This window comes from Candidatus Regiella endosymbiont of Tuberolachnus salignus (genome assembly GCF_964020115.1).
Classification (GTDB): domain Bacteria; phylum Pseudomonadota; class Gammaproteobacteria; order Enterobacterales; family Enterobacteriaceae; genus Regiella; species Regiella insecticola.
In genome coordinates this window covers 1063472-1081555 of the sequence record NZ_OZ026542.1, presented here as the reverse complement: position 1 = coordinate 1081555, position 18084 = coordinate 1063472, and the positions used below count along the sequence as shown (strand labels likewise).

Sequence of the window (18084 nt, the reverse complement as noted above, 5' to 3'; positions counted from 1 at the left end):
CACACTAGCGGAAATCGTAACTGGAGATCCGCTCAATGCCGCCACTTTATCACCATGGTGTCAGTGTACAAGAAATCAACGAAGGCACCCGCCCCATTACCCCTGTTAGCACCGCCATTGTAGGCATGGTCTGCACCGCTGACGATGCCGATGTCACTGCCTTTCCACTCAATACCCCGGTTCTGCTCACCGATGTGCTCACGGCCAGTGGCAAAGCGGGTGAAACCGGCACCTTAGCCCGTGCGCTCGAGGCCATTGGCGATCAAATTCAGCCGGTTACCGTGGTCGTCCGGGTGGCACAAGGGGAAAGTGAGGCCGAAACCACCACCAATATCATTGGCGGCACCACCCCTGAGGGGCGCAAAACCGGCCTGCCCGCCCTGCTCGCTGCCCAAGGTCAATGTGGCGTCAAACCGCGTATTCTCGGTGTGCCGGGGCATGATACCCCCGCCGTAGCAACGAAATTGTTGTCCATTGCGCAGAGCCTGCGCGCATTCGCTTACCTCAGTGCCTATGGCTGCAAAACGAGCGATGAGGCACTGAACTACCGCAAAAATTTTAATCAACGTGAAGCCATGTTGATTTGGCCGGATTTTCTCAGCTGGGATACGGTGACCAAGACAGAAAACACCGCCTGGGCAACCGCACGGGCGCTCGGTCTGCGCGCGAAAATTGACCAACACACCGGCTGGCATAAAACCCTCTCCAACGTCGGTGTTAACGGGGTGACCGGCATTTCAGCCGATGTCTATTGGGATCTGCAAAACCCCGCCACCGAGGCCAATATATTGAATCAACATGCCGTTACCACGCTGATCCGCCAAGACGGCTACCGCTTTTGGGGCTCGCGTACCTGCTCCGATGATCCGCTGTTTCAGTTTGAAAACTACACCCGCACCGCGCACGTGCTGGCCGATACCTTAGCGAACGCTCATCTGTGGGCGATGGGCAAACCGATCCACCCCTCCTTAATCAAGGATGTGGTCGAAGGCATCAGCGCCACCTTTCGGGCGCTAAAATCGGCGGGGTATCTTATCGACGGCCACTGCTGGTTTGATGACAGCGTCAATGACAAAGATGCCCTCAAAGCCGGCAGATTGGTGATTGATTACGATTACACGCCGGTGCCGCCGTTAGAAAATCTAACATTGCGGCAACGTATTACTGATCGTTATCTTATCAACTTGGCACAACAGGGCGCGTAAGGAGAAAAGAGCATGGCATTACCACGCAAACTTAAATATTTTAACCTGTTTAACGACGGCGATAATTACCAAGGTGTCGTCGAATCCATTACCTTACCCAAACTGGTACGCCAACTGGAAGCCTATCGCGGGGGCGGCATGAACGGCAGCGCCAAAATTGATCTCGGTCTGGAAGAAGGCGCGATAGACATGGAATGGACGCTGGGCGGCGTCGAAGCCCAAGTGTATCGACAATGGGGCTGTGCCAAAATTGACGGCGTGCAACTGCGCTTCGCCGGCTCTCTGCAACGCGATGATACCGGGGACATCACTCAGATTGAAGTGGTGACACGCGGGCGTCATCAGGAAATTGACAGTGGCGATTACAAACAGGGCGACAACTCCCAAACCAAAATTGCATCCAAAAATACCTATTACAAATTAACCCTTAATCACAAGGTGATCATCGAAATTGACACCCTCAATATGATTGAAATCGTGGAGGGCGTCGACGTGCTCAAAGAACATCGACGTGCCATTGGATTATGATCGCTTATTTTATCGGATCTTCCCAGGCCAATGCCTTCTTACAATAGCATGACAGTGTCATTTGCGAGCCTGATCGCATTCTTATCTATTAATGGAATAAAACATGAGCAAATCGATAGCGAAATCACCGAACGCGGTTATTATCGACGGTGAAGAAAAAAACAAAACCGCGCGCAGCGTCACCTTGGATAGCCCGCTCGTTCACGGGGATACCCGAATTACTGACATCAGCGTACGCAAACCGCTGGCCGGTGCCTTACGCGGGGTAAAATTGCAAGCGTTATTAGAAACCGATGTGGATGCCCTGATGATCGTGCTTCCGCGGGTGACCACGCCGTCGTTGACTCAAAGTGACATCATGGCCTTGGATCCGGGCGATTTGTATCGCCTCAGTGTCGAGCTGATTTATTTTTTGTTACCGAAGTCGGTGCTGTCCAGTTTCCAACCGGATTAACGGTAGGATCCTTGATGGCCGACATTGCGATGTTGTTTCACTGGCCGCCCTCCGTGATGCTCGACATGACTTTAACGGAATTACTGGATTGGCGTGAAAAAGCGCTGCGGCGCCGGGAGAGACGGGATGAGTGATAAACAGCTCCGACTTCAGGTGGTGATGAGTGCGGTAGACAAAGTCACCCGCCCGCTCAAACGGATGCAGGCGAGCCATCATCACCTGGCAACGGCGGTAAAAACGTCCCGTGATGCCTTAAAACGGCTGAATGCGGCCGGGGGCAAGCTCACCGCCTTTCAATCACTGCAAGGCACGCTGAAAAAAGTGTCCACTGAATTAGGCAGTGCGCATCTACAAGCCCAGCGGATGGCACAAGCGATGTCAGGGGTCACCGCACCGACGAAAAAACAAACCAACGCGCTAGCAGCTCAATGGAAAGCGGTCAGTCAGCTAGAACAACAACAACGCCGTGAAACCGCCCAATTACAACACTACCGCGCCCAGCTGTACCGGATGGGGATATCGGCCAAAGACAGTGTGTCAACGCTACTTTAGATTGACCACTTTTTGCTACTTTAAAATGTCCAGTTTTTGCTAATTTTCCTGTTGGGTTTCTATTCCAGGCGCCTGGATAATATCAGTCGTTTTTATAGGCAACATGCCTGCTTTGCGTTTATTTTTGAGTCGATAGCTTTCTCCTTTAATATTCAATGTGGTTGAATGATGTAAAAGCCTGTCTAAAATCGCAGTTGCTAAAATGTGATCACCGAATACGTCCCCCCAATCAGTAAAACTTTTATTTGATGTGAGAATGATGCTCGCCTTTTCATAACGACGGCTCAATAACCTGAAAAATAGGCTAGCTTCTTCGCGATTCATCGGTAAATACCCGATTTCATCCAGTATTAATACCCTGGCATAGCACAGTTGCTGAAGTTGGCGTTCCAGACGGTTTTCTTGCTTTGCCTTCATTAAGGTACAGCAGAGTCTATCCAGAGGCATAAACAATACCCGATGCCCAGCTGTAGCTGCCTTGACAGCCAGCGCTATCGCCAAATGCGTTTTCCCTACCCCAGGTGGGCCTAACAAAATGACGTTTTCATGATGTTCGACAAACCTCAGCCCCGCCAGCTCGCGGATAATTTTCCTGTCTATACTTGGTTGGAAAGTAAAGTCAAATTGCTCCAAGGTTTTTATCCACGGCAAACGTGCTTGTTTTAACCGCGATTCCAAGCCTTTTTGGTGACGCCCGTTCCATTCCTGGGCTAATGCCTGCTGGAGAAATTCACGGTAGTTCAGTGCTTTCTTGGTGGCTTCTTCACATAAACTCTCCAACGCATCGCCCAGGTAATCCATTTTTAACCGTATCAACAAGTTTTCCATTTCCATCAGAGTAGCTCCTCATACACACTGAGCGAACGAGACGCTACTCGATTGACCTGTTGCCAAAGGGCTTGATGATGTTCTGGCACCTTTTGCCAGCCCTGCGTTACCTCCTGCAAGAGATGCGTCGCGAGCAGTTGCTCATCGCCGTAAATACGTAGCGTATTATCTAAACCGATACGAATATTAACCGCACGACCACACCAGAATGAAGGCACGCTATAGCGATTACCTCTGACATCGATATAGCTGTCCCATGCCACTTGTCGTAGGTCGAAGTAGCTGGTATCGAAATCAGTCGCAGGGAGTGGCATCAAGGCTATTTTTTCCTCAGCAAAACGATTTTCCGGTGTCTGCTTGAATTGACGAAGATGACGCTGGTCTGCCACTTTCGCCAGCCACATCGCTAGCAGTTGATTAACATGAGCGAAACTCTCAAACTGACGGTAGCGAGTGAAAAAATTGTGTTTAACATAGCCCACCATCCGTTCGGTTTTGCCTTTCGTTTGCGGTCGATAAGGCTTACAGGCGCGAGGGCTAAACCCATAGTGATTAGCCAGTTGCAGGAAGCCCGCATTGAACTCGATGTGGCCATTTTGTCCATGTTTGATAACAGCGGCTTTTTGGTTATCTACCAAGACATTTTTTACGCTGCCACCGAAGTAATTGAAGCTGCGAACCAGCGATTCATACGTGTGCTCAGCATCTTGCTTAGGGGCAGCAAAGACATGAAAGCGACGCGAAAAACCGAGCGTATTAACGGCAAAATTAACCGTACAGGCAGAGCCTGCCACCTCAACGATGATTTCTCCCCAATCGTGTTGAAGTTGATAACCGGGGAGGGTTTCAAAGCGTACCGTGTTTTTCGAGGCCCTGAGCGGACGTTTGGGATGTATATAACGTCGGAGCATCGCACTCCCACCCCGGTAGCCTTTTTCACGGATTTCCTCAAAAATAACCGCCGCATTCCAAACCTGTTCACTCAACCTTGAATCGATGTAGTCTTTAAAGGGCTCGAGTTTAGCAACCTGTTTTTTACCGCGTTTTGCTGTTGGCGGCGCAGGATAGCTAATGTGCCGTCTCACCGTTTTTTCTGAACACCCTATCTGATGGGCAATATCAACAATAAATGCCCCCTGTTGATGGCGTTGTTTTATCATGTAGTGGTCCTCTCTTCTTAGCATGCTTATTTCCCTCATGGCTTTGTCACCACAAAGGAAACTGCATTCTGGCTTGAGTGGACAAATTAAATTAGCAATTTACGGTCTTTTATCATTAGCGCTGACAAATGTTTGATATTGAGTAACGCCAGATTGAGTAGCGGCGGGGCACCGCACATAAACCCGGTGCGTTTGCTGTACAACGTGACCAGCGGGATAACCGGGCAGGAGGTAACCCAGCTATCATGCAGCCTCCAGCGTTCCACGCCGTCGGCCTGTGTCATTTTACGGTAGAGTTCAACCCGCCCGGGGGTCAATTTGCGAATTTGTTCGATTTTCTGCGGGTGATAGGGGGCAGTCTCGACCACAATCTGTTCTTTGATGCGCAGTTCCGTCAATTGACACTGACCCTCGGAATGGCGCGATTGCCAGCCAATCACCTGACGCGGATTAATCAACACCGCATAGGGGCGAGCCCCGCGGGCTTTCTCCTCAGCACGGGTTTTCAGCGCCCCCACGCGGGGATAATCAACCAACGCATGCGCCACGCCGTATTGCAGCGCCAGGCTAAAATACGCCTGTGCCCACACATCCAGCCGGTTGCCCTGCAAATCCATATTGTGGCAGTAATCGACTATCACCGCGGGCGTGGCCTCACTTAATTGCGTCGGCTCAGAAAATACCCGCCCCAGGTTATTTTTCAGCGTTTCCTCGTAAGCCGGCAGGAGTGTGGCTACCGCGAGACGTTGTTGGTAGCGCTGTTTATCTTCATGAGGCCAACGCGGTAAATAGCGCTCGCCCTGCTGCCGCAGAAATAAGGTGCCACCCATCAAGGCATCGTTAATGTCCCAGGCGGCCAGCAAGCTGTTGTAATCGAGATGGGGTCTAGCAATATCTGGCATGATGGTGTTCCACATGTTCACGATAACCCTTTATTCGTTCATCGTACTCTTGATAAAATGTCTCTTTTGAAAGACAATCACCCGATGATCCGATTAAAAAGAACCGATAAATTTATTACTTGGTACAAAGGTCTAAAAGACAGCCAAGGTAAGGCACACATCGTTACTCGCTTAAAACGTGTTACGCAGGGCAATATTGGCGACGTACGCCCGGTAGGAGAAGGTGTCAGCGAAATGAGAATTCATTTTGGTCCTGGATATCGGATCTACTTTGCACGTGAAGATGACATCGTCCACGTATTGTTATTGGGGGGCGATAAAAAAAATCAGCAACGCGACATTACCCAGGCTAAAGCCCTGTGGGCAGCGCTTAAACGGAGTACGCTAAAATGAATAAAACGCCCCGTATTGAATTAAATGATTTCGATCCCGCTGAACTGCTCGATGATGATGAGACCATCGCTCACTATTTAGCTTTGTCTGCCGAAGACGCCGATCCAGACGTTTTTCTGAGTGCGCTGGCTGACGTGGCTCGGGCACGCGGAATGGGTCACATTGCCAAGAAAACCGGCTTAAGTCGTCAAAATTTGTACAAAGCATTTAAACCTGGCGCCAATCCACATTTTCTGACAGTGCGTAAAGTCATGGATGCATTAGGTGTCCCCTTCACTGCCCAGGCAAAAAATCATTGAGGTTAAACCTGCATCCCTGATTTACAGTCTTAAGGGTGTCACCTGCCCGCGGCGTAGACGGCAATTCTGTTTGGCGACAGCAAAATAGCGAAAGGCATCGGCGGCATGGGAGCTGGCATCGTGCAAGGGCTTGTCTTTCCAGCAGCCATGCTGGTTATCCCAGGCCTTGCGGTAACGCTCCAGGTGACTCAGCCCCTGTTCACAAGTCACGCTATCAAAGGCACAGCGCGGCAGGATTTCCCGTACCGATTCAATGCCTTCATCGATACTCAGTCGCGGCACCACTTTAAAATTGAGGCGGTAAATGTCACCGTCGAGCACATAGCCTTCATAAGCCCGTTGCCGACGGGTTTTGCCGTCTCCGGAAAATTCGCGGTGCTCAATATCGTGCGGTGCCCAGTGTTCGCCATACGGATACGCCCGTGCTTTCAGCACCTGCAGGTAATGCCGCAAGCCTTCACCGCTGTTTTGGTAATAGTCGATCAGGTGAAATTCACTGCCGACCTCCCGCACAAACCAAATCACCGTGGCATCACCCACGCCTAAATCCCAAAAGGTGTGCACCGGCAGGTGCGGGTTAGCCGGTAAGGTACCAATGCGCTGATGTTCATAGAGATAACGAAACTGATGAGTATAATAGGCGCCTTCAATCGATTGCTGAAAAGCTTCCGCGGGGATTGACGGGTATTCGCGCATCATGTCCTCACCCAGGGTCGATGCTTTGGCGTGATACCAGGCTTGTTGTTCCTCTGTCAGGGTAATCCTGTTCTTGGCCTGAAAATCGCTAAAATAAGCCTGTAAACGCCGCGGCAGCGGACGACGCAACGGCAAGGCATACTGCGGGTTTTTCCACCAAGGGAAAAAGAAGAATTTCCAATCCAACTGCCCTAAGGGGCGGTTGCTAAGTAAGGTTTTTTCTGCCGTTTGACAGTAATCGAAAAAATACCCTGTCCGCCCCTCGGCAGTCGATTCAATGGTGACAACCCCTTTGGTCGCCACCGCTTCAAAGGCGCCGGTGACAATTTCACGGGCTTTTTCGGGAAACGCGGCGCAAATCTTACCGAATTCAGAAATATGCAAATAACGCAAGGTGCCGCCGCGAAAAGAGGTGCTGATGTACAGTGAGCCGCCGTTGCTAAACACCAATTCCCCTGCCGAATCATTGCGCGCTGGATTGGCCTGCTTTAACAGTGTCGGCAGATTATCGTAGGCGTATTTTACCTTCTCGCGAAACAACCGTTTAGCATCGTTTAAGGTATGCGCAATTAAGGCACATTTGGCTGATTCAAACAGCGCGGCATCCAGCTGAATCAAACAGACCAAGGTGGTAAAGCCCAGCTGGCGGGCTTTCAAAATGATATTGCGGGTATGCATGCCAGTGAAATAGTCACGCTGCGGGGCGGTCATGGTAAAGCGGATTTTGCCGCCTTGTTTATCGGTAATGGAGTACAGGTGGTTAAGACGCCACAGCCGATCCGCTAATTTTGTTTTCAGACCGGGGTCGATTGCCATGTGCATCCCCTTCCGCAAGCTCTTTCATCCATTGCGCCAGCGCGTTATCCGTGCCAGGGGTGGCCTCGTGGTTTAAATTATATGCCTCGCGCTCGCCCTTAATCAGTTTCAGCTGCGCCTCCACCCCGGCGCTAAAGGTGCGAGCCAGCGCGGTATGATTGTCTTCGGTGATAACCGTGTCCATAAGGAAGCCTTTGAGGTTAGCCGCAATTTGCCGCCAGCCGGCTAAATCAATCCGATGAGACAAAACGACAGAAGCCGCTTCATCCGCCGCGGCGTGGATAATGTCGGTCTCCGTTCGCACGGTGGGAGCGTGCAAACCCCCTTTGCGAACCAGCTGAATGTGGGTGGCTGTCTTCACTTTATCCGTCAGGTCACGCAACCAATGGCGTTGGATCGCTTTTTTGCGGATAGCGGTGTCACTGACGTGATAGCGTTTGCCGATAGCGCGAATGGACAACGACCCCGCGCGATACGCCGCTTCGATGGCCTCCCAGTCCGGTGTTGCCATGGTGGCTCCTGTGTTGATGTGATCGACATGTTCTGTCGTTATGTCGATAAAAGTGAAAAAAATGAACATGAAGAAAGGGAGTGACACAGTGCTAACGGGGGGATTTTGCCTTCTGAAAATGACCAATAAAATCATAAGGGTAAATAGTGTAAAAATTCCCCCTTTTATTCATTGGTAAAATAGCACCATTTTTATCAATAAAATCAGTGAGTACAAAATTGTGCCCCTTAAATGCTAATGCGCAGGTTTAAAAGAGGCGCTAGAAACCATTTAACATAACCCACTGATTTTATTTCAAAGTGTATTTTCGCACTTTGGTAGCAGCTCAATCTATTATCAATGCAATCCGTCTCTTCAACATAAAAGCGAGCAGTTGTCTTCATAATGAAGATGACTTATCTCCATCTAAGCTATGGATTTCACCTCCGAAAATGACGAAGGCTCCCAAGGGTCGGATTTGAAATCCGCTATTTTTCTGCTGATTTGCATTTCATGATGCTAAACCAGGTATCAATAACTGCGCTTCTTCTATCATTCTTTGTCTCGTCGTCTGCAACACGGCCTTTCTCCCACCGATCCCCCACTGACGCATTTTTCGTGCACAATCACTGATAGTTTTCTCCTCACCATGAATCACATGATCAAGACGGTTAATGCGATTCATCACATTCATGCCGCGCATGACGACCTCACGGAAAGTTTGATAAACCTTGAACTCAAAAGCCGGTGATAACCATGCTGCATAGCGAAGAGTAATCAGCTCATGTGCCCATATTCCACTGTTTTTACCGCCATTTTTAATGATAAGTATATGATTTTTATCCAGAGTGCAATTTAGCATTCTCACGGCTTCATCAATATATTTTTCAATTCCGTCGCTTTTTCTAAACTGACTCGGAACTTGCCATTTTTTAGCAAGCCCAGCCTGAAGTGCCGCTCGATGTAGGTCATTGAGATTGTACATTCCATTTTCATTACTGCGAACATAAGCATTTTCAATGACAACGGTTGGATATTTCATTACGTTGTTCCTGTTCAGCAATGAACCCTTATCACACAGAAATACCAGCCCAAGAGGATACGCCTACCACTACTGGCTTCCTCAAGGATTCATTCCTGAAAAGGTTCTTGGTATTAATGCGCGTGTGAAGCACAAGCATAAAAAAACCCACCGAAGTGAGTAATTGATTACGTATTAATTAATAGAGGTGATGCCATTTTGTTGCATCGTTCTAAAGGGTCGCATTTCAAATGCGCATGCTGTATCTACTTATCTTATCTTTTCGAGGGTTTATTGCGCCAAACAGACTTGGGTAATGTAGTCCTGTAATCCCTTGATTTGCTGGGTGACTATTTCAATTCCGTTTCGGAGACGGAAATAAGCGTGGACAGCGGTATCGTCAAGTCGGGCACCGGCAACATCATCCAGGCGGGCGGAGGCGGCGGTGTGGGGCAATTTTTCACATCGGGCAGCGAACTGCAACCGACGCTGGCCAGTATGAACAGCACGTTCAAGCGCCGCAATTTGTCTGTTGGCATCATTGAGTTCCTGCATGTGTTGGCTATCGAGTACAGCGAGCTGCTGATGCTGCTTTTTCATGCTTTCCATCGTCATCCACGCATTATCGCGTTCATGGAGTAGTGCTTTAATGGCATTGTCTTTTTTTGCTGATTCAGCGTGATAATAAATAGCCGTGAGACTCACGAGCAGAATGAGACTCAACAGGATAAAAAATAATCGATTAAACATCCCTCCCCCAACAGGTCAGCTCACTTTCCTGCGCGCGTCTTATCACTTGACCCGCACAATTATTGGCACGAAGGCGACAATCTTTACCGCCATCGAAAATCCAGCGCTTGATTTCTGCACAGGCGCCTTGATAGTCACCGGCATTGAGTTTGCGATAGAAAGTGGACGCCGTGCATTTACTCGCGCCAAGGTTATAAGGACAAAACGAAGCAATACCGGCTTTCTGCGCCTCGGTTAACGGCAGCTTGATATGACGCTCTACCCAAGCAATCGCCTTATCCACTTCAAATTGGTTAACTTGCTCACACTGCTCGCGACTGAGTATCATGCCGGGCTTCACCGGCTGGCCATCGACCCGTGTCGCCCCGCGGCAAATCGTCCAAACATGTGCGCCATCGCGATACGCCGTTAGCCGATTGCCTTCTTTTTCCTGCAAAAATTGCGTCAGGATGGCGGTTGTTGTTGCTCCTGCCAAAATCAGTCCCAGCAGGGGTTTGCTTAGCGTGCTCATTTTCCTGCCCTGCTCTTACGTCGGTCTTCTTTAATCTTGAAATACAAATTCGTCAGATAGGTGAGTACCGCCAACGAGACGCCCGCCAGCACACCAATGGCATTCCATTGTTCTGAGCTATCGCTGCTCAGCAAACCATTAAAAATACTCCCGGCGCACGCCGCATAGGTCGCGCCTGTGGTCAGTTTGTCCATGGTTAGTCTCGTCTCTTAAGTGGGAAAGGGAAGATGAAAAATAGCGCCGTCCCCCGTTTACCCTCTCGTGGATAAAAGAATTGAACACTGATGGGCAGGGGGAGGCGCTAAAAGGTGAAAAGGCCGCGCGATGCGTAGCCATTAAAATAAAAGGCTGTCAATAACGTTAAACAATAAACAGGTAATAAAAATTGAAAGGGAAAATTGCTTTTCTGGTGACTATGCTAAATAAGAGATCAAAAACCAGTACCGATTAAATGAGGCTAACCGGAAAACAGGAGGTGGGCAGATGAAAAAAATAAGAACCTGCTTGAATAGTTTATTCGTTATATTATTAGCATTACTCACACCGGCTTGGGCTTCTTCTATTTGTAACGCCACTACGTGGGAGATGACTTTTGTGGGTCTCATCCCCGTGTGTAAGCAACAAAAAATTATTGAACAGCAAGCAACCTCCTTCCATGGAGAAAACCCATCTTCTTCTATGCAAAAACACGAAGAGGAATTCAAAGCAAAAATGCGGAAGGTGTGGCCATGGTGGTAATCACTATTCAGACAATAAAAATTTTCTTCAGAATATTACCGGTTATATTATTACCGGTGCCTGTTTTAGCCTCTCCTGATTGGGGGCTTTCTTCTGATTGGCTCCCTAATGGTTGTACAGCTCGTATGGTACCTCAACCCAGGATATCCCAAATACTCGTAGTCAGATGCCCTGAAAAAGAGACAACAGCACAGAAAACAACAATTCTTACAGAAAATCAAAATGGGTCTCCTACTTCTTCTGCCCGAAGGAAAGAGGAATTGCAGCGATTGAGGAAGATGACGCTTTTTCTGTAGTGTCAGCGCTAATGATAAAAGACCGTAAATTGCTAATTTAATTTGTCCACTCAAGCCAGAATGCAGTTTCCTTTGTGGTGACAAAGCCATGAGGGAAATAAGCATGCTAAGAAGAGAGGACCACTACATGATAAAACAACGCCATCAACAGGGGGCATTTATTGTTGATATTGCCCATCAGATAGGGTGTTCAGAAAAAACGGTGAGACGGCACATTAGCTATCCTGCGCCGCCAACAGCAAAACGCGGTAAAAAACAGGTTGCTAAACTCGAGCCCTTTAAAGACTACATCGATTCAAGGTTGAGTGAACAGGTTTGGAATGCGGCGGTTATTTTTGAGGAAATCCGTGAAAAAGGCTACCGGGGTGGGAGTGCGATGCTCCGACGTTATATACATCCCAAACGTCCGCTCAGGGCCTCGAAAAACACGGTACGCTTTGAAACCCTCCCCGGTTATCAACTTCAACACGATTGGGGAGAAATCATCGTTGAGGTGGCAGGCTCTGCCTGTACGGTTAATTTTGCCGTTAATACGCTCGGTTTTTCGCGTCGCTTTCATGTCTTTGCTGCCCCTAAGCAAGATGCTGAGCACACGTATGAATCGCTGGTTCGCAGCTTCAATTACTTCGGTGGCAGCGTAAAAAATGTCTTGGTAGATAACCAAAAAGCCGCTGTTATCAAACATGGACAAAATGGCCACATCGAGTTCAATGCGGGCTTCCTGCAACTGGCTAATCACTATGGGTTTAGCCCTCGCGCCTGTAAGCCTTATCGACCGCAAACGAAAGGCAAAACCGAACGGATGGTGGGCTATGTTAAACACAATTTTTTCACTCGCTACCGTCAGTTTGAGAGTTTCGCTCATGTTAATCAACTGCTAGCGATGTGGCTGGCGAAAGTGGCAGACCAGCGTCATCTTCGTCAATTCAAGCAGACACCGGAAAATCGTTTTGCTGAGGAAAAAATAGCCTTGATGCCACTCCCTGCGACTGATTTCGATACCAGCTACTTCGACCTACGACAAGTGGCATGGGACAGCTATATCGATGTCAGAGGTAATCGCTATAGCGTGCCTTCATTCTGGTGTGGTCGTGCGGTTAATATTCGTATCGGTTTAGATAATACGCTACGTATTTACGGCGATGAGCAACTGCTCGCGACGCATCTCTTGCAGGAGGTAACGCAGGGCTGGCAAAAGGTGCCAGAACATCATCAAGCCCTTTGGCAACAGGTCAATCGAGTAGCGTCTCGTTCGCTCAGTGTGTATGAGGAGCTACTCTGATGGAAATGGAAAACTTGTTGATACGGTTAAAAATGGATTACCTGGGCGATGCGTTGGAGAGTTTATGTGAAGAAGCCACCAAGAAAGCACTGAACTACCGTGAATTTCTCCAGCAGGCATTAGCCCAGGAATGGAACGGGCGTCACCAAAAAGGCTTGGAATCGCGGTTAAAACAAGCACGTTTGCCGTGGATAAAAACCTTGGAGCAATTTGACTTTACTTTCCAACCAAGTATAGACAGGAAAATTATCCGCGAGCTGGCGGGGCTGAGGTTTGTCGAACATCATGAAAACGTCATTTTGTTAGGCCCACCTGGGGTAGGGAAAACGCATTTGGCGATAGCGCTGGCTGTCAAGGCAGCTACAGCTGGGCATCGGGTATTGTTTATGCCTCTGGATAGACTCTGCTGTACCTTAATGAAGGCAAAGCAAGAAAACCGTCTGGAACGCCAACTTCAGCAACTGTGCTATGCCAGGGTATTAATACTGGATGAAATCGGGTATTTACCGATGAATCGCGAAGAAGCTAGCCTATTTTTCAGGTTATTGAGCCGTCGTTATGAAAAGGCGAGCATCATTCTCACATCAAATAAAAGTTTTACTGATTGGGGGGACGTATTCGGTGATCACATTTTAGCAACTGCGATTTTAGACAGGCTTTTACATCATTCAACCACATTGAATATTAAAGGAGAAAGCTATCGACTCAAAAATAAACGCAAAGCAGGCATGTTGCCTATAAAAACGACTGATATTATCCAGGCGCCTGGAATAGAAACCCAACAGGAAAATTAGCAAAAACTGGACATTTTAAAGTAGCAAAAAGTGGTCAATCTAAAGTAGCGTTGACACAAGGCGGGTAATCCGTCATTGGGGCAAGTAAAGGTCACATCCGATGATGACATTATTACGCTGTATCACGAAAGTATGCTAAGCAACGAACTAATAGATAATCAGTTAAATTTATTGCAAGGCGATGACATTTTTATCGATCTGACTCGCAACACCGGGGGTTATGCCTTGAGCGGCGGTAAGGGAAACGATACGCTGGTGGGCAGCATTGGAGATGATACCTATCTGTATGCGAGAGGCGATGGCCATGACAGCATTAGCGAGAGAGGGGGGTGTGATAGCCTCAAATTCACTTTTTCTGATATCAGCAAAGAAACATTATGGTTGGAAAAGCAAGAAGATGATCTGATAGTACTGATCAATGGGGCAAATTCAGGGGATACGGTAACGATAAAGCACTATTACTCTGAGCCTGAATCAAAGATCGAAACGATAGTCGCCTCAGGATTTCAATTAGCAGGCAATAACATTGAGACAATGGTTGAAGCCATGTCTACTTTTTCTGCGGCAAATAACTATTATCCCGAGGTGGCTTTCTCATTATTATTGAGCCATGTCAATCTGCAAACACAAATCGATACGCTGTGGGTAGCTGTGCCAAGTTATGCAACAGTTGTTCATCATGACTAGCAAATACCTTTCGCCTTTCAAATTACGGCGGCGTTGGCAGCGATCACTCATCCCAGGGCGTTCATATATACCCAATGAATTTCGCGTTACGGCAAGGCGGCAAGGGTGTGAGACCGATGAGCGTAAACATACTACGTGATTCGGCGAACACCCGCAGCCAACGCCGCCGTAACTTGAAAGGCGAAAGGTATATTTGTACTGTCTGCGCTCCTCCGCCTTGAATCAAATTAAACTGATTCGGCCATAGTTATGTCGATTAGCTGAGAAAAAATTATGTCCTATACTTAAGTCAAGGGTTGTACTTTGTTGGTGCAATTAATGGAGGCTAATACCATGTTTCCTACTCCTGTAAAGAGCCATATTTTTCATCAGTCTACTTATCTTCCACTCAATCTGAGTCTAAAAAATACCCTATTCCAATTAGAACTCGACAAGTATAACGGAGAAAAAATTAACATCGAAGGTGCTTCGAACAAAGGATGTATTAATGATACCCAGCAACACTACATCAAAAAATTTATCCAGCAGGTTATCTGTGCCGATGATATCAAGGGTCGTGATGCCGTAGATCTTGAGCCCTATTTTTTGGCTCAATCTCGTTTATCTTCGTTCGGTATTCCTGATGCGGTGATAAAAAGACTTCATGATTATTTGAATAAAAGGCTAAGAGAAAAAGGTTTCATAGGAGAATTTAACACAGGCTCCAAAACGTCAAAATTCAGTTATAACGCCATTGAAGCGCTGCTAAAATACCATCATGAACCCCAACATGAATCTTTTACCTCCTATCTCTTGCGCACCACAGGATGCTCGATCAACCTTCATCAAGCAGCTTTGCCAGAAATCGACTATTTTCGACGCGAAGGGGAGTGTTCAAAGGATCTACTTAAATGGAGGAAAGCGACTTTAAGTGGAGCCCGTGTAGGATATACCCACGGCCTGAAACCACGATATATTCGTTTTATAAATAATCATAGCCCTTTTCTCAAGAGTGCAACAATTAGAGCATGTTTAGACGAATACTGCTCACTCCCCAAAAGTAGTACTAAAAGGTGGGTACCCTATCCCCCCACCTTGCTGATCCAGCTTGAATAGCGTCTGTTACGGCGGCGTTGGCAGCGATCACTCATTCTTTGTCATGTGCCGATTCGATTGATTGCCGCCTTGTCGTAACTCGAAATTCATTGGGTATATCCGGCTAGTACAATCAATAATTAGGAGAAATAATTATGTTGACCACTCCGCGATCAGAACAATGTATTATTAACATGTATCCCCTCACCACTGAAAACAAACCCCCTTGGGTCTATGTTACACGTATAGCAAATGTTTTTCGGCTTCATCGTCCTACATCTTGTGCCGTTAACATAGGCTCTCCTCGCATGGCTGAAATTTTTCAGCCTCATGTTGTTGAAACCCTTGCCGCTGGGCTAAACCTACGCGACTATAATACCTTCAATCTTACCCATAGCAGAATAAGGTCAATACTACGTTCAGAGAGAGAGATGATAGAAGGTTTAGAAGCTAATAACTATGCCAAAAAAAGCCTGAAACGGCATGAAAAACATCTCTACATGGCATTACTAAAAAAATGTAATCCAGCGCTTTACGCAAAATTGAATCCAAAACCTGACCAGTGTTCGCCAATCTGTAAAGAGGTATGTGTCAGTATTGGCAGTGTGGCTTGTGGATTGATGCCTTTTGCGCTAATCGGAGTACTGACTTATTTAAGATTCTATAGTAATCATCATTCTCACAATACTGACCTAACTTTATATACCGAATGAATTTCGCGTTACGACAAGGCGGTAATCAATCGAATCGGTACATGACAGAGGATGAGTACGAGTAGCCAATGCCGCCGTAATTTGAAAGGCGAAGGGTATATGCCAAATACATACAGTACATGAGGATTGCGAGCACCGCGTAACGCAGAATTCGCGCCACGCAGTAAGCTATGCCTGTTGGGTTGTCTCTTTTGGTTTGGCTGTGACAGGCTTGTTTTCTACTACCGCATGATTCATCACCGATGAAAAACTATTGCTACCTCCCGATCCGCTATTAACATTCGAGGGGGCATTGTTCTCACTTGTGGCCATGCTCCCGCTTGGGGTCATTTGTTGTTGTGCTGAGTGAAACGCCGCTTGTAATGAAGAAGCCCCACCACTAAGCATATTGGAGGCGCCCGCCAAGGCCATGGAGCCACCCGTTGTTGCTGTCGCGGCGGCCATACTGGCAGCGCCCATGGCAAAACCCGCCCCTGAACCGATTGCAGCGCCACCACTAAAACCGCCGCCGCTGGTATTAAAATTTCCGCCGTCAATAATACTACCAATGAGCGGAGGGATTTTATTAGTGAGATAAAATAGCATGATAGAGGCCACTAACATGATCCCGAGCTCTTTTAGATTAGCGCCACCACTCATGTTGTCATAATAATCGCTCACGAAGGTTTTGCCGATGCCGATCAATAAAAGCATCGCCATCAGTTGAGCGGCGACACTTAACACCGTTTTATAAAAGTTAAGCGCAATATCACTGGTCCAGCGCGAGCCGCCAAATCCAAGAAAAAACACCCCACCGTAGACCAAAATCCAAGCCGATACGAACAGCAGCAGCAGGTTAACACCAATGAGGGTTAAAATAGTCAGGATCACCACAGAAATCAGGATCCCGACTGCACTATCTATCGGTGACCATATCGAAGATTGATCTAACACCTTAAAAAAAATGTCAAAACCAATTTTAACCACTCCCCCCGGGGTAAAATCTTTATTCACGCCTATTGCGTCCACGCCTATTTGCCAAATCGATTTGATGATGGCATCACCGATGGCCGGACCGTTAGTCAAAATCCACCAAAAAAAGCCGGTCATACAAAAAAAACGGATAGTTTCAGCAAAAAATTCCTGAATATCCGCTTTTTTTAAGATCATCATGCCATAGGTCCACACCATGCTGATCAAGGCCAATCCCCAAAATAGATTAGTTGCATAACCGATCATGGTTTTTTCCCATTTTTTGGCGGCGGTTTCATATTTTGTCAATATGCCATCGAAAACATTGGTATCCATAGATGGAGCATTGGTATCCATAGGTAAAGCGTAAGCGGATACCGAATAAAAAAACATTAGGCTGAGAATAACAATCAATGGCAGCAACAGCAGTGGCTTTTTAATCATGATGATGGCTCTACCAAGATAATGTTTTAGCGGGTTTATTATCAACCTTAATATTAGCGCTATTACGTAACTGCTGTGATGCGGCCATTGCCTGTGCTTCGCGATCGGCAATCACTTGGTTGCGAGTTGCTTCAGCGGTCTGTTGTGCCATCAGTAAAGCACGAATTTGCTGCATTTGATTTACCTGGGCACTGGCAAGTTGGTTAGTGGCTTGAATGGCTTGCATTTGGCCTTTAGCACCTTGTGCTTGGGTTTGCAATTCTGTTAATCGCGTCGCCTCTGTTGATAGAGATTTTTGTTGCTGATCGATGCCTTTTAACACATCATCGTTGACCAATTTTTGCGCTTGTGACGCTTCAGCTTGTGCATCAAGTATTTTTTGACGTTCCGATGCACTGCATCCTGCGCTCGTAAAGCAGGGTGATTTGAGATAACTCGCCAGATTTTGATAACGCGCTAAGTATTTTTCAAGACTGCCGAGTTGAGTTTTATATTGTGCT

26 protein-coding genes are annotated in these 18084 nt (G+C 47.5%); 14 read left to right on the top strand and 12 right to left on the bottom strand.

What is annotated here, in order from left to right; genetic code table 11:
* Window positions 1-35: 35 nt before the first annotated feature.
* The 5 genes from AACL30_RS05605 to AACL30_RS05585 all read left to right on the top strand — a co-directional run bounded on the left by AACL30_RS05605 (window position 36) and on the right by AACL30_RS05585 (window position 2739).
* Window positions 36-1205, top strand: a complete 1170-nt coding sequence (locus AACL30_RS05605; protein ID WP_339057963.1) for a phage tail sheath protein — start codon at window positions 36-38, stop codon at window positions 1203-1205.
* Between the two features lie 12 nt (window positions 1206-1217).
* On the top strand, window positions 1218-1733 hold the full coding sequence (locus tag AACL30_RS05600) for a phage major tail tube protein (RefSeq protein WP_339057964.1): 516 nt from the start codon (window positions 1218-1220) through the stop codon (window positions 1731-1733).
* 103 nt (window positions 1734-1836) lie between these two features.
* The gene (locus tag AACL30_RS05595) at window positions 1837-2187 is read left to right on the top strand and encodes a phage tail assembly protein (RefSeq protein ID WP_339057965.1); all 351 of its coding nucleotides are present in this window, start codon (window positions 1837-1839) and stop codon (window positions 2185-2187) included.
* Window positions 2188-2201: 14 nt separating this feature from the next.
* Complete coding sequence (locus AACL30_RS05590) at window positions 2202-2321, top strand: GpE family phage tail protein (RefSeq protein ID WP_339058396.1); 120 nt, start codon at window positions 2202-2204, stop codon at window positions 2319-2321.
* Window positions 2314-2739 carry a hypothetical protein gene (locus AACL30_RS05585; protein ID WP_339057996.1) on the top strand — a complete coding sequence of 142 codons (426 nt, stop codon included), beginning with the start codon at window positions 2314-2316 and terminating at the stop codon, window positions 2737-2739. Before AACL30_RS05590 ends, AACL30_RS05585 begins: the two co-directional genes overlap by 8 nt.
* Before the next feature lie 39 nt (window positions 2740-2778).
* Here AACL30_RS05585 and istB (AACL30_RS05580) read toward each other — a convergent pair whose 3' ends face one another.
* The 3 genes from istB (AACL30_RS05580) to AACL30_RS05570 all read right to left on the bottom strand — a co-directional run bounded on the left by istB (AACL30_RS05580) (window position 2779) and on the right by AACL30_RS05570 (window position 5629).
* Window positions 2779-3576, bottom strand: a complete 798-nt coding sequence (gene istB, locus AACL30_RS05580; protein ID WP_339058365.1) for an IS21-like element helper ATPase IstB — start codon at window positions 3574-3576, stop codon at window positions 2779-2781.
* On the bottom strand, window positions 3573-4751 hold the full coding sequence (gene istA, locus AACL30_RS05575) for an IS21 family transposase (RefSeq protein WP_339056344.1): 1179 nt from the start codon (window positions 4749-4751) through the stop codon (window positions 3573-3575). The genes istB (AACL30_RS05580) and istA (AACL30_RS05575) overlap by 4 nt, the downstream gene beginning before the upstream one ends.
* A gap of 62 nt (window positions 4752-4813) precedes the next feature.
* The gene (locus AACL30_RS05570; RefSeq protein WP_422389543.1) at window positions 4814-5629 is read right to left on the bottom strand and encodes a hypothetical protein; all 816 of its coding nucleotides are present in this window, start codon (window positions 5627-5629) and stop codon (window positions 4814-4816) included.
* Between AACL30_RS05570 and AACL30_RS05565 the strand changes: the two genes are divergently transcribed.
* Together AACL30_RS05565 and AACL30_RS05560 are read left to right on the top strand one after the other, a co-directional pair.
* Entirely contained in the window at window positions 5606-6022 is a 417-nt protein-coding gene (locus tag AACL30_RS05565) for a type II toxin-antitoxin system RelE/ParE family toxin (RefSeq protein ID WP_339056562.1), read from the top strand. The two genes, AACL30_RS05570 and AACL30_RS05565, sit on opposite strands and share 24 nt — an antisense overlap.
* The gene (locus AACL30_RS05560; protein WP_339056563.1) at window positions 6019-6321 is read left to right on the top strand and encodes an addiction module antidote protein; all 303 of its coding nucleotides are present in this window, start codon (window positions 6019-6021) and stop codon (window positions 6319-6321) included. Before AACL30_RS05565 ends, AACL30_RS05560 begins: the two co-directional genes overlap by 4 nt.
* Before the next feature lie 21 nt (window positions 6322-6342).
* Here AACL30_RS05560 and AACL30_RS05555 read toward each other — a convergent pair whose 3' ends face one another.
* From AACL30_RS05555 to AACL30_RS05530, 6 genes are all read right to left on the bottom strand, one after another.
* A complete protein-coding gene (locus AACL30_RS05555) occupies window positions 6343-7833 on the bottom strand; it encodes a terminase (protein ID WP_339056564.1) in 1491 nt (496 codons plus the stop codon).
* Window positions 7778-8344 (bottom strand): hypothetical protein, encoded by a 567-nt coding sequence (locus AACL30_RS05550; RefSeq protein WP_339056565.1) that lies wholly within the window; start codon window positions 8342-8344, stop codon window positions 7778-7780. The genes AACL30_RS05555 and AACL30_RS05550 overlap by 56 nt, the downstream gene beginning before the upstream one ends.
* Before the next feature lie 490 nt (window positions 8345-8834).
* Window positions 8835-9365: a KilA-N domain-containing protein gene (locus tag AACL30_RS05545; protein ID WP_339056566.1), complete on the bottom strand. Its 531-nt coding sequence runs from the start codon at window positions 9363-9365 to the stop codon at window positions 8835-8837.
* A gap of 270 nt (window positions 9366-9635) precedes the next feature.
* Window positions 9636-10094 (bottom strand): lysis protein, encoded by a 459-nt coding sequence (locus AACL30_RS05540; RefSeq protein WP_339056567.1) that lies wholly within the window; start codon window positions 10092-10094, stop codon window positions 9636-9638.
* Window positions 10087-10605 (bottom strand): lysozyme, encoded by a 519-nt coding sequence (locus tag AACL30_RS05535; protein ID WP_339056568.1) that lies wholly within the window; start codon window positions 10603-10605, stop codon window positions 10087-10089. The genes AACL30_RS05540 and AACL30_RS05535 overlap by 8 nt, the downstream gene beginning before the upstream one ends.
* The gene (locus tag AACL30_RS05530; RefSeq protein ID WP_339056569.1) at window positions 10602-10799 is read right to left on the bottom strand and encodes a class II holin family protein; all 198 of its coding nucleotides are present in this window, start codon (window positions 10797-10799) and stop codon (window positions 10602-10604) included. Before AACL30_RS05530 ends, AACL30_RS05535 begins: the two co-directional genes overlap by 4 nt.
* Before the next feature lie 289 nt (window positions 10800-11088).
* On the opposite strand from AACL30_RS05530, the gene AACL30_RS05525 reads away from it, so the two are divergent.
* On the top strand, window positions 11089-11343 hold the full coding sequence (locus AACL30_RS05525) for a hypothetical protein (protein WP_339056570.1): 255 nt from the start codon (window positions 11089-11091) through the stop codon (window positions 11341-11343).
* 65 nt (window positions 11344-11408) lie between these two features.
* Here AACL30_RS05525 and AACL30_RS05520 read toward each other — a convergent pair whose 3' ends face one another.
* On the bottom strand, window positions 11409-11744 hold the full coding sequence (locus AACL30_RS05520) for a hypothetical protein (protein WP_339056571.1): 336 nt from the start codon (window positions 11742-11744) through the stop codon (window positions 11409-11411).
* Here AACL30_RS05520 and istA (AACL30_RS05515) point away from each other — a divergent pair.
* The 6 genes from istA (AACL30_RS05515) (at window position 11743) to AACL30_RS05490 (ending at window position 16189) form a co-directional block, all read left to right on the top strand.
* A complete protein-coding gene (istA, locus tag AACL30_RS05515; RefSeq protein ID WP_339056344.1) occupies window positions 11743-12921 on the top strand; it encodes an IS21 family transposase in 1179 nt (392 codons plus the stop codon). The genes AACL30_RS05520 and istA (AACL30_RS05515) overlap by 2 nt on opposite strands.
* Entirely contained in the window at window positions 12918-13715 is a 798-nt protein-coding gene (gene istB, locus AACL30_RS05510; RefSeq protein WP_339058365.1) for an IS21-like element helper ATPase IstB, read from the top strand. The genes istA (AACL30_RS05515) and istB (AACL30_RS05510) overlap by 4 nt, the downstream gene beginning before the upstream one ends.
* Window positions 13716-13790: 75 nt before the next feature.
* A complete protein-coding gene (locus AACL30_RS05505; RefSeq protein ID WP_339057995.1) occupies window positions 13791-14402 on the top strand; it encodes a hypothetical protein in 612 nt (203 codons plus the stop codon).
* A 74-nt stretch (window positions 14403-14476) separates the two neighbouring features.
* Window positions 14477-14623 (top strand): hypothetical protein, encoded by a 147-nt coding sequence (locus AACL30_RS05500; protein WP_339057994.1) that lies wholly within the window; start codon window positions 14477-14479, stop codon window positions 14621-14623.
* 112 nt (window positions 14624-14735) lie between these two features.
* Window positions 14736-15497 carry a hypothetical protein gene (locus AACL30_RS05495; protein ID WP_339057993.1) on the top strand — a complete coding sequence of 254 codons (762 nt, stop codon included), beginning with the start codon at window positions 14736-14738 and terminating at the stop codon, window positions 15495-15497.
* A 134-nt stretch (window positions 15498-15631) separates the two neighbouring features.
* Window positions 15632-16189, top strand: a complete 558-nt coding sequence (locus tag AACL30_RS05490) for a hypothetical protein (RefSeq protein WP_339057992.1) — start codon at window positions 15632-15634, stop codon at window positions 16187-16189.
* Between the two features lie 168 nt (window positions 16190-16357).
* Here the strand turns inward: AACL30_RS05490 and trbL are convergent, their stop codons facing one another.
* Complete coding sequence (gene trbL / locus AACL30_RS05485) at window positions 16358-17584, bottom strand: P-type conjugative transfer protein TrbL (RefSeq protein ID WP_339057991.1); 1227 nt, start codon at window positions 17582-17584, stop codon at window positions 16358-16360.
* A 10-nt stretch (window positions 17585-17594) separates the two neighbouring features.
* Window positions 17595-17921: a hypothetical protein gene (locus AACL30_RS05480; protein WP_339057990.1), complete on the bottom strand. Its 327-nt coding sequence runs from the start codon at window positions 17919-17921 to the stop codon at window positions 17595-17597.
* Between the last annotated feature and the right edge of the window lie 163 nt (window positions 17922-18084).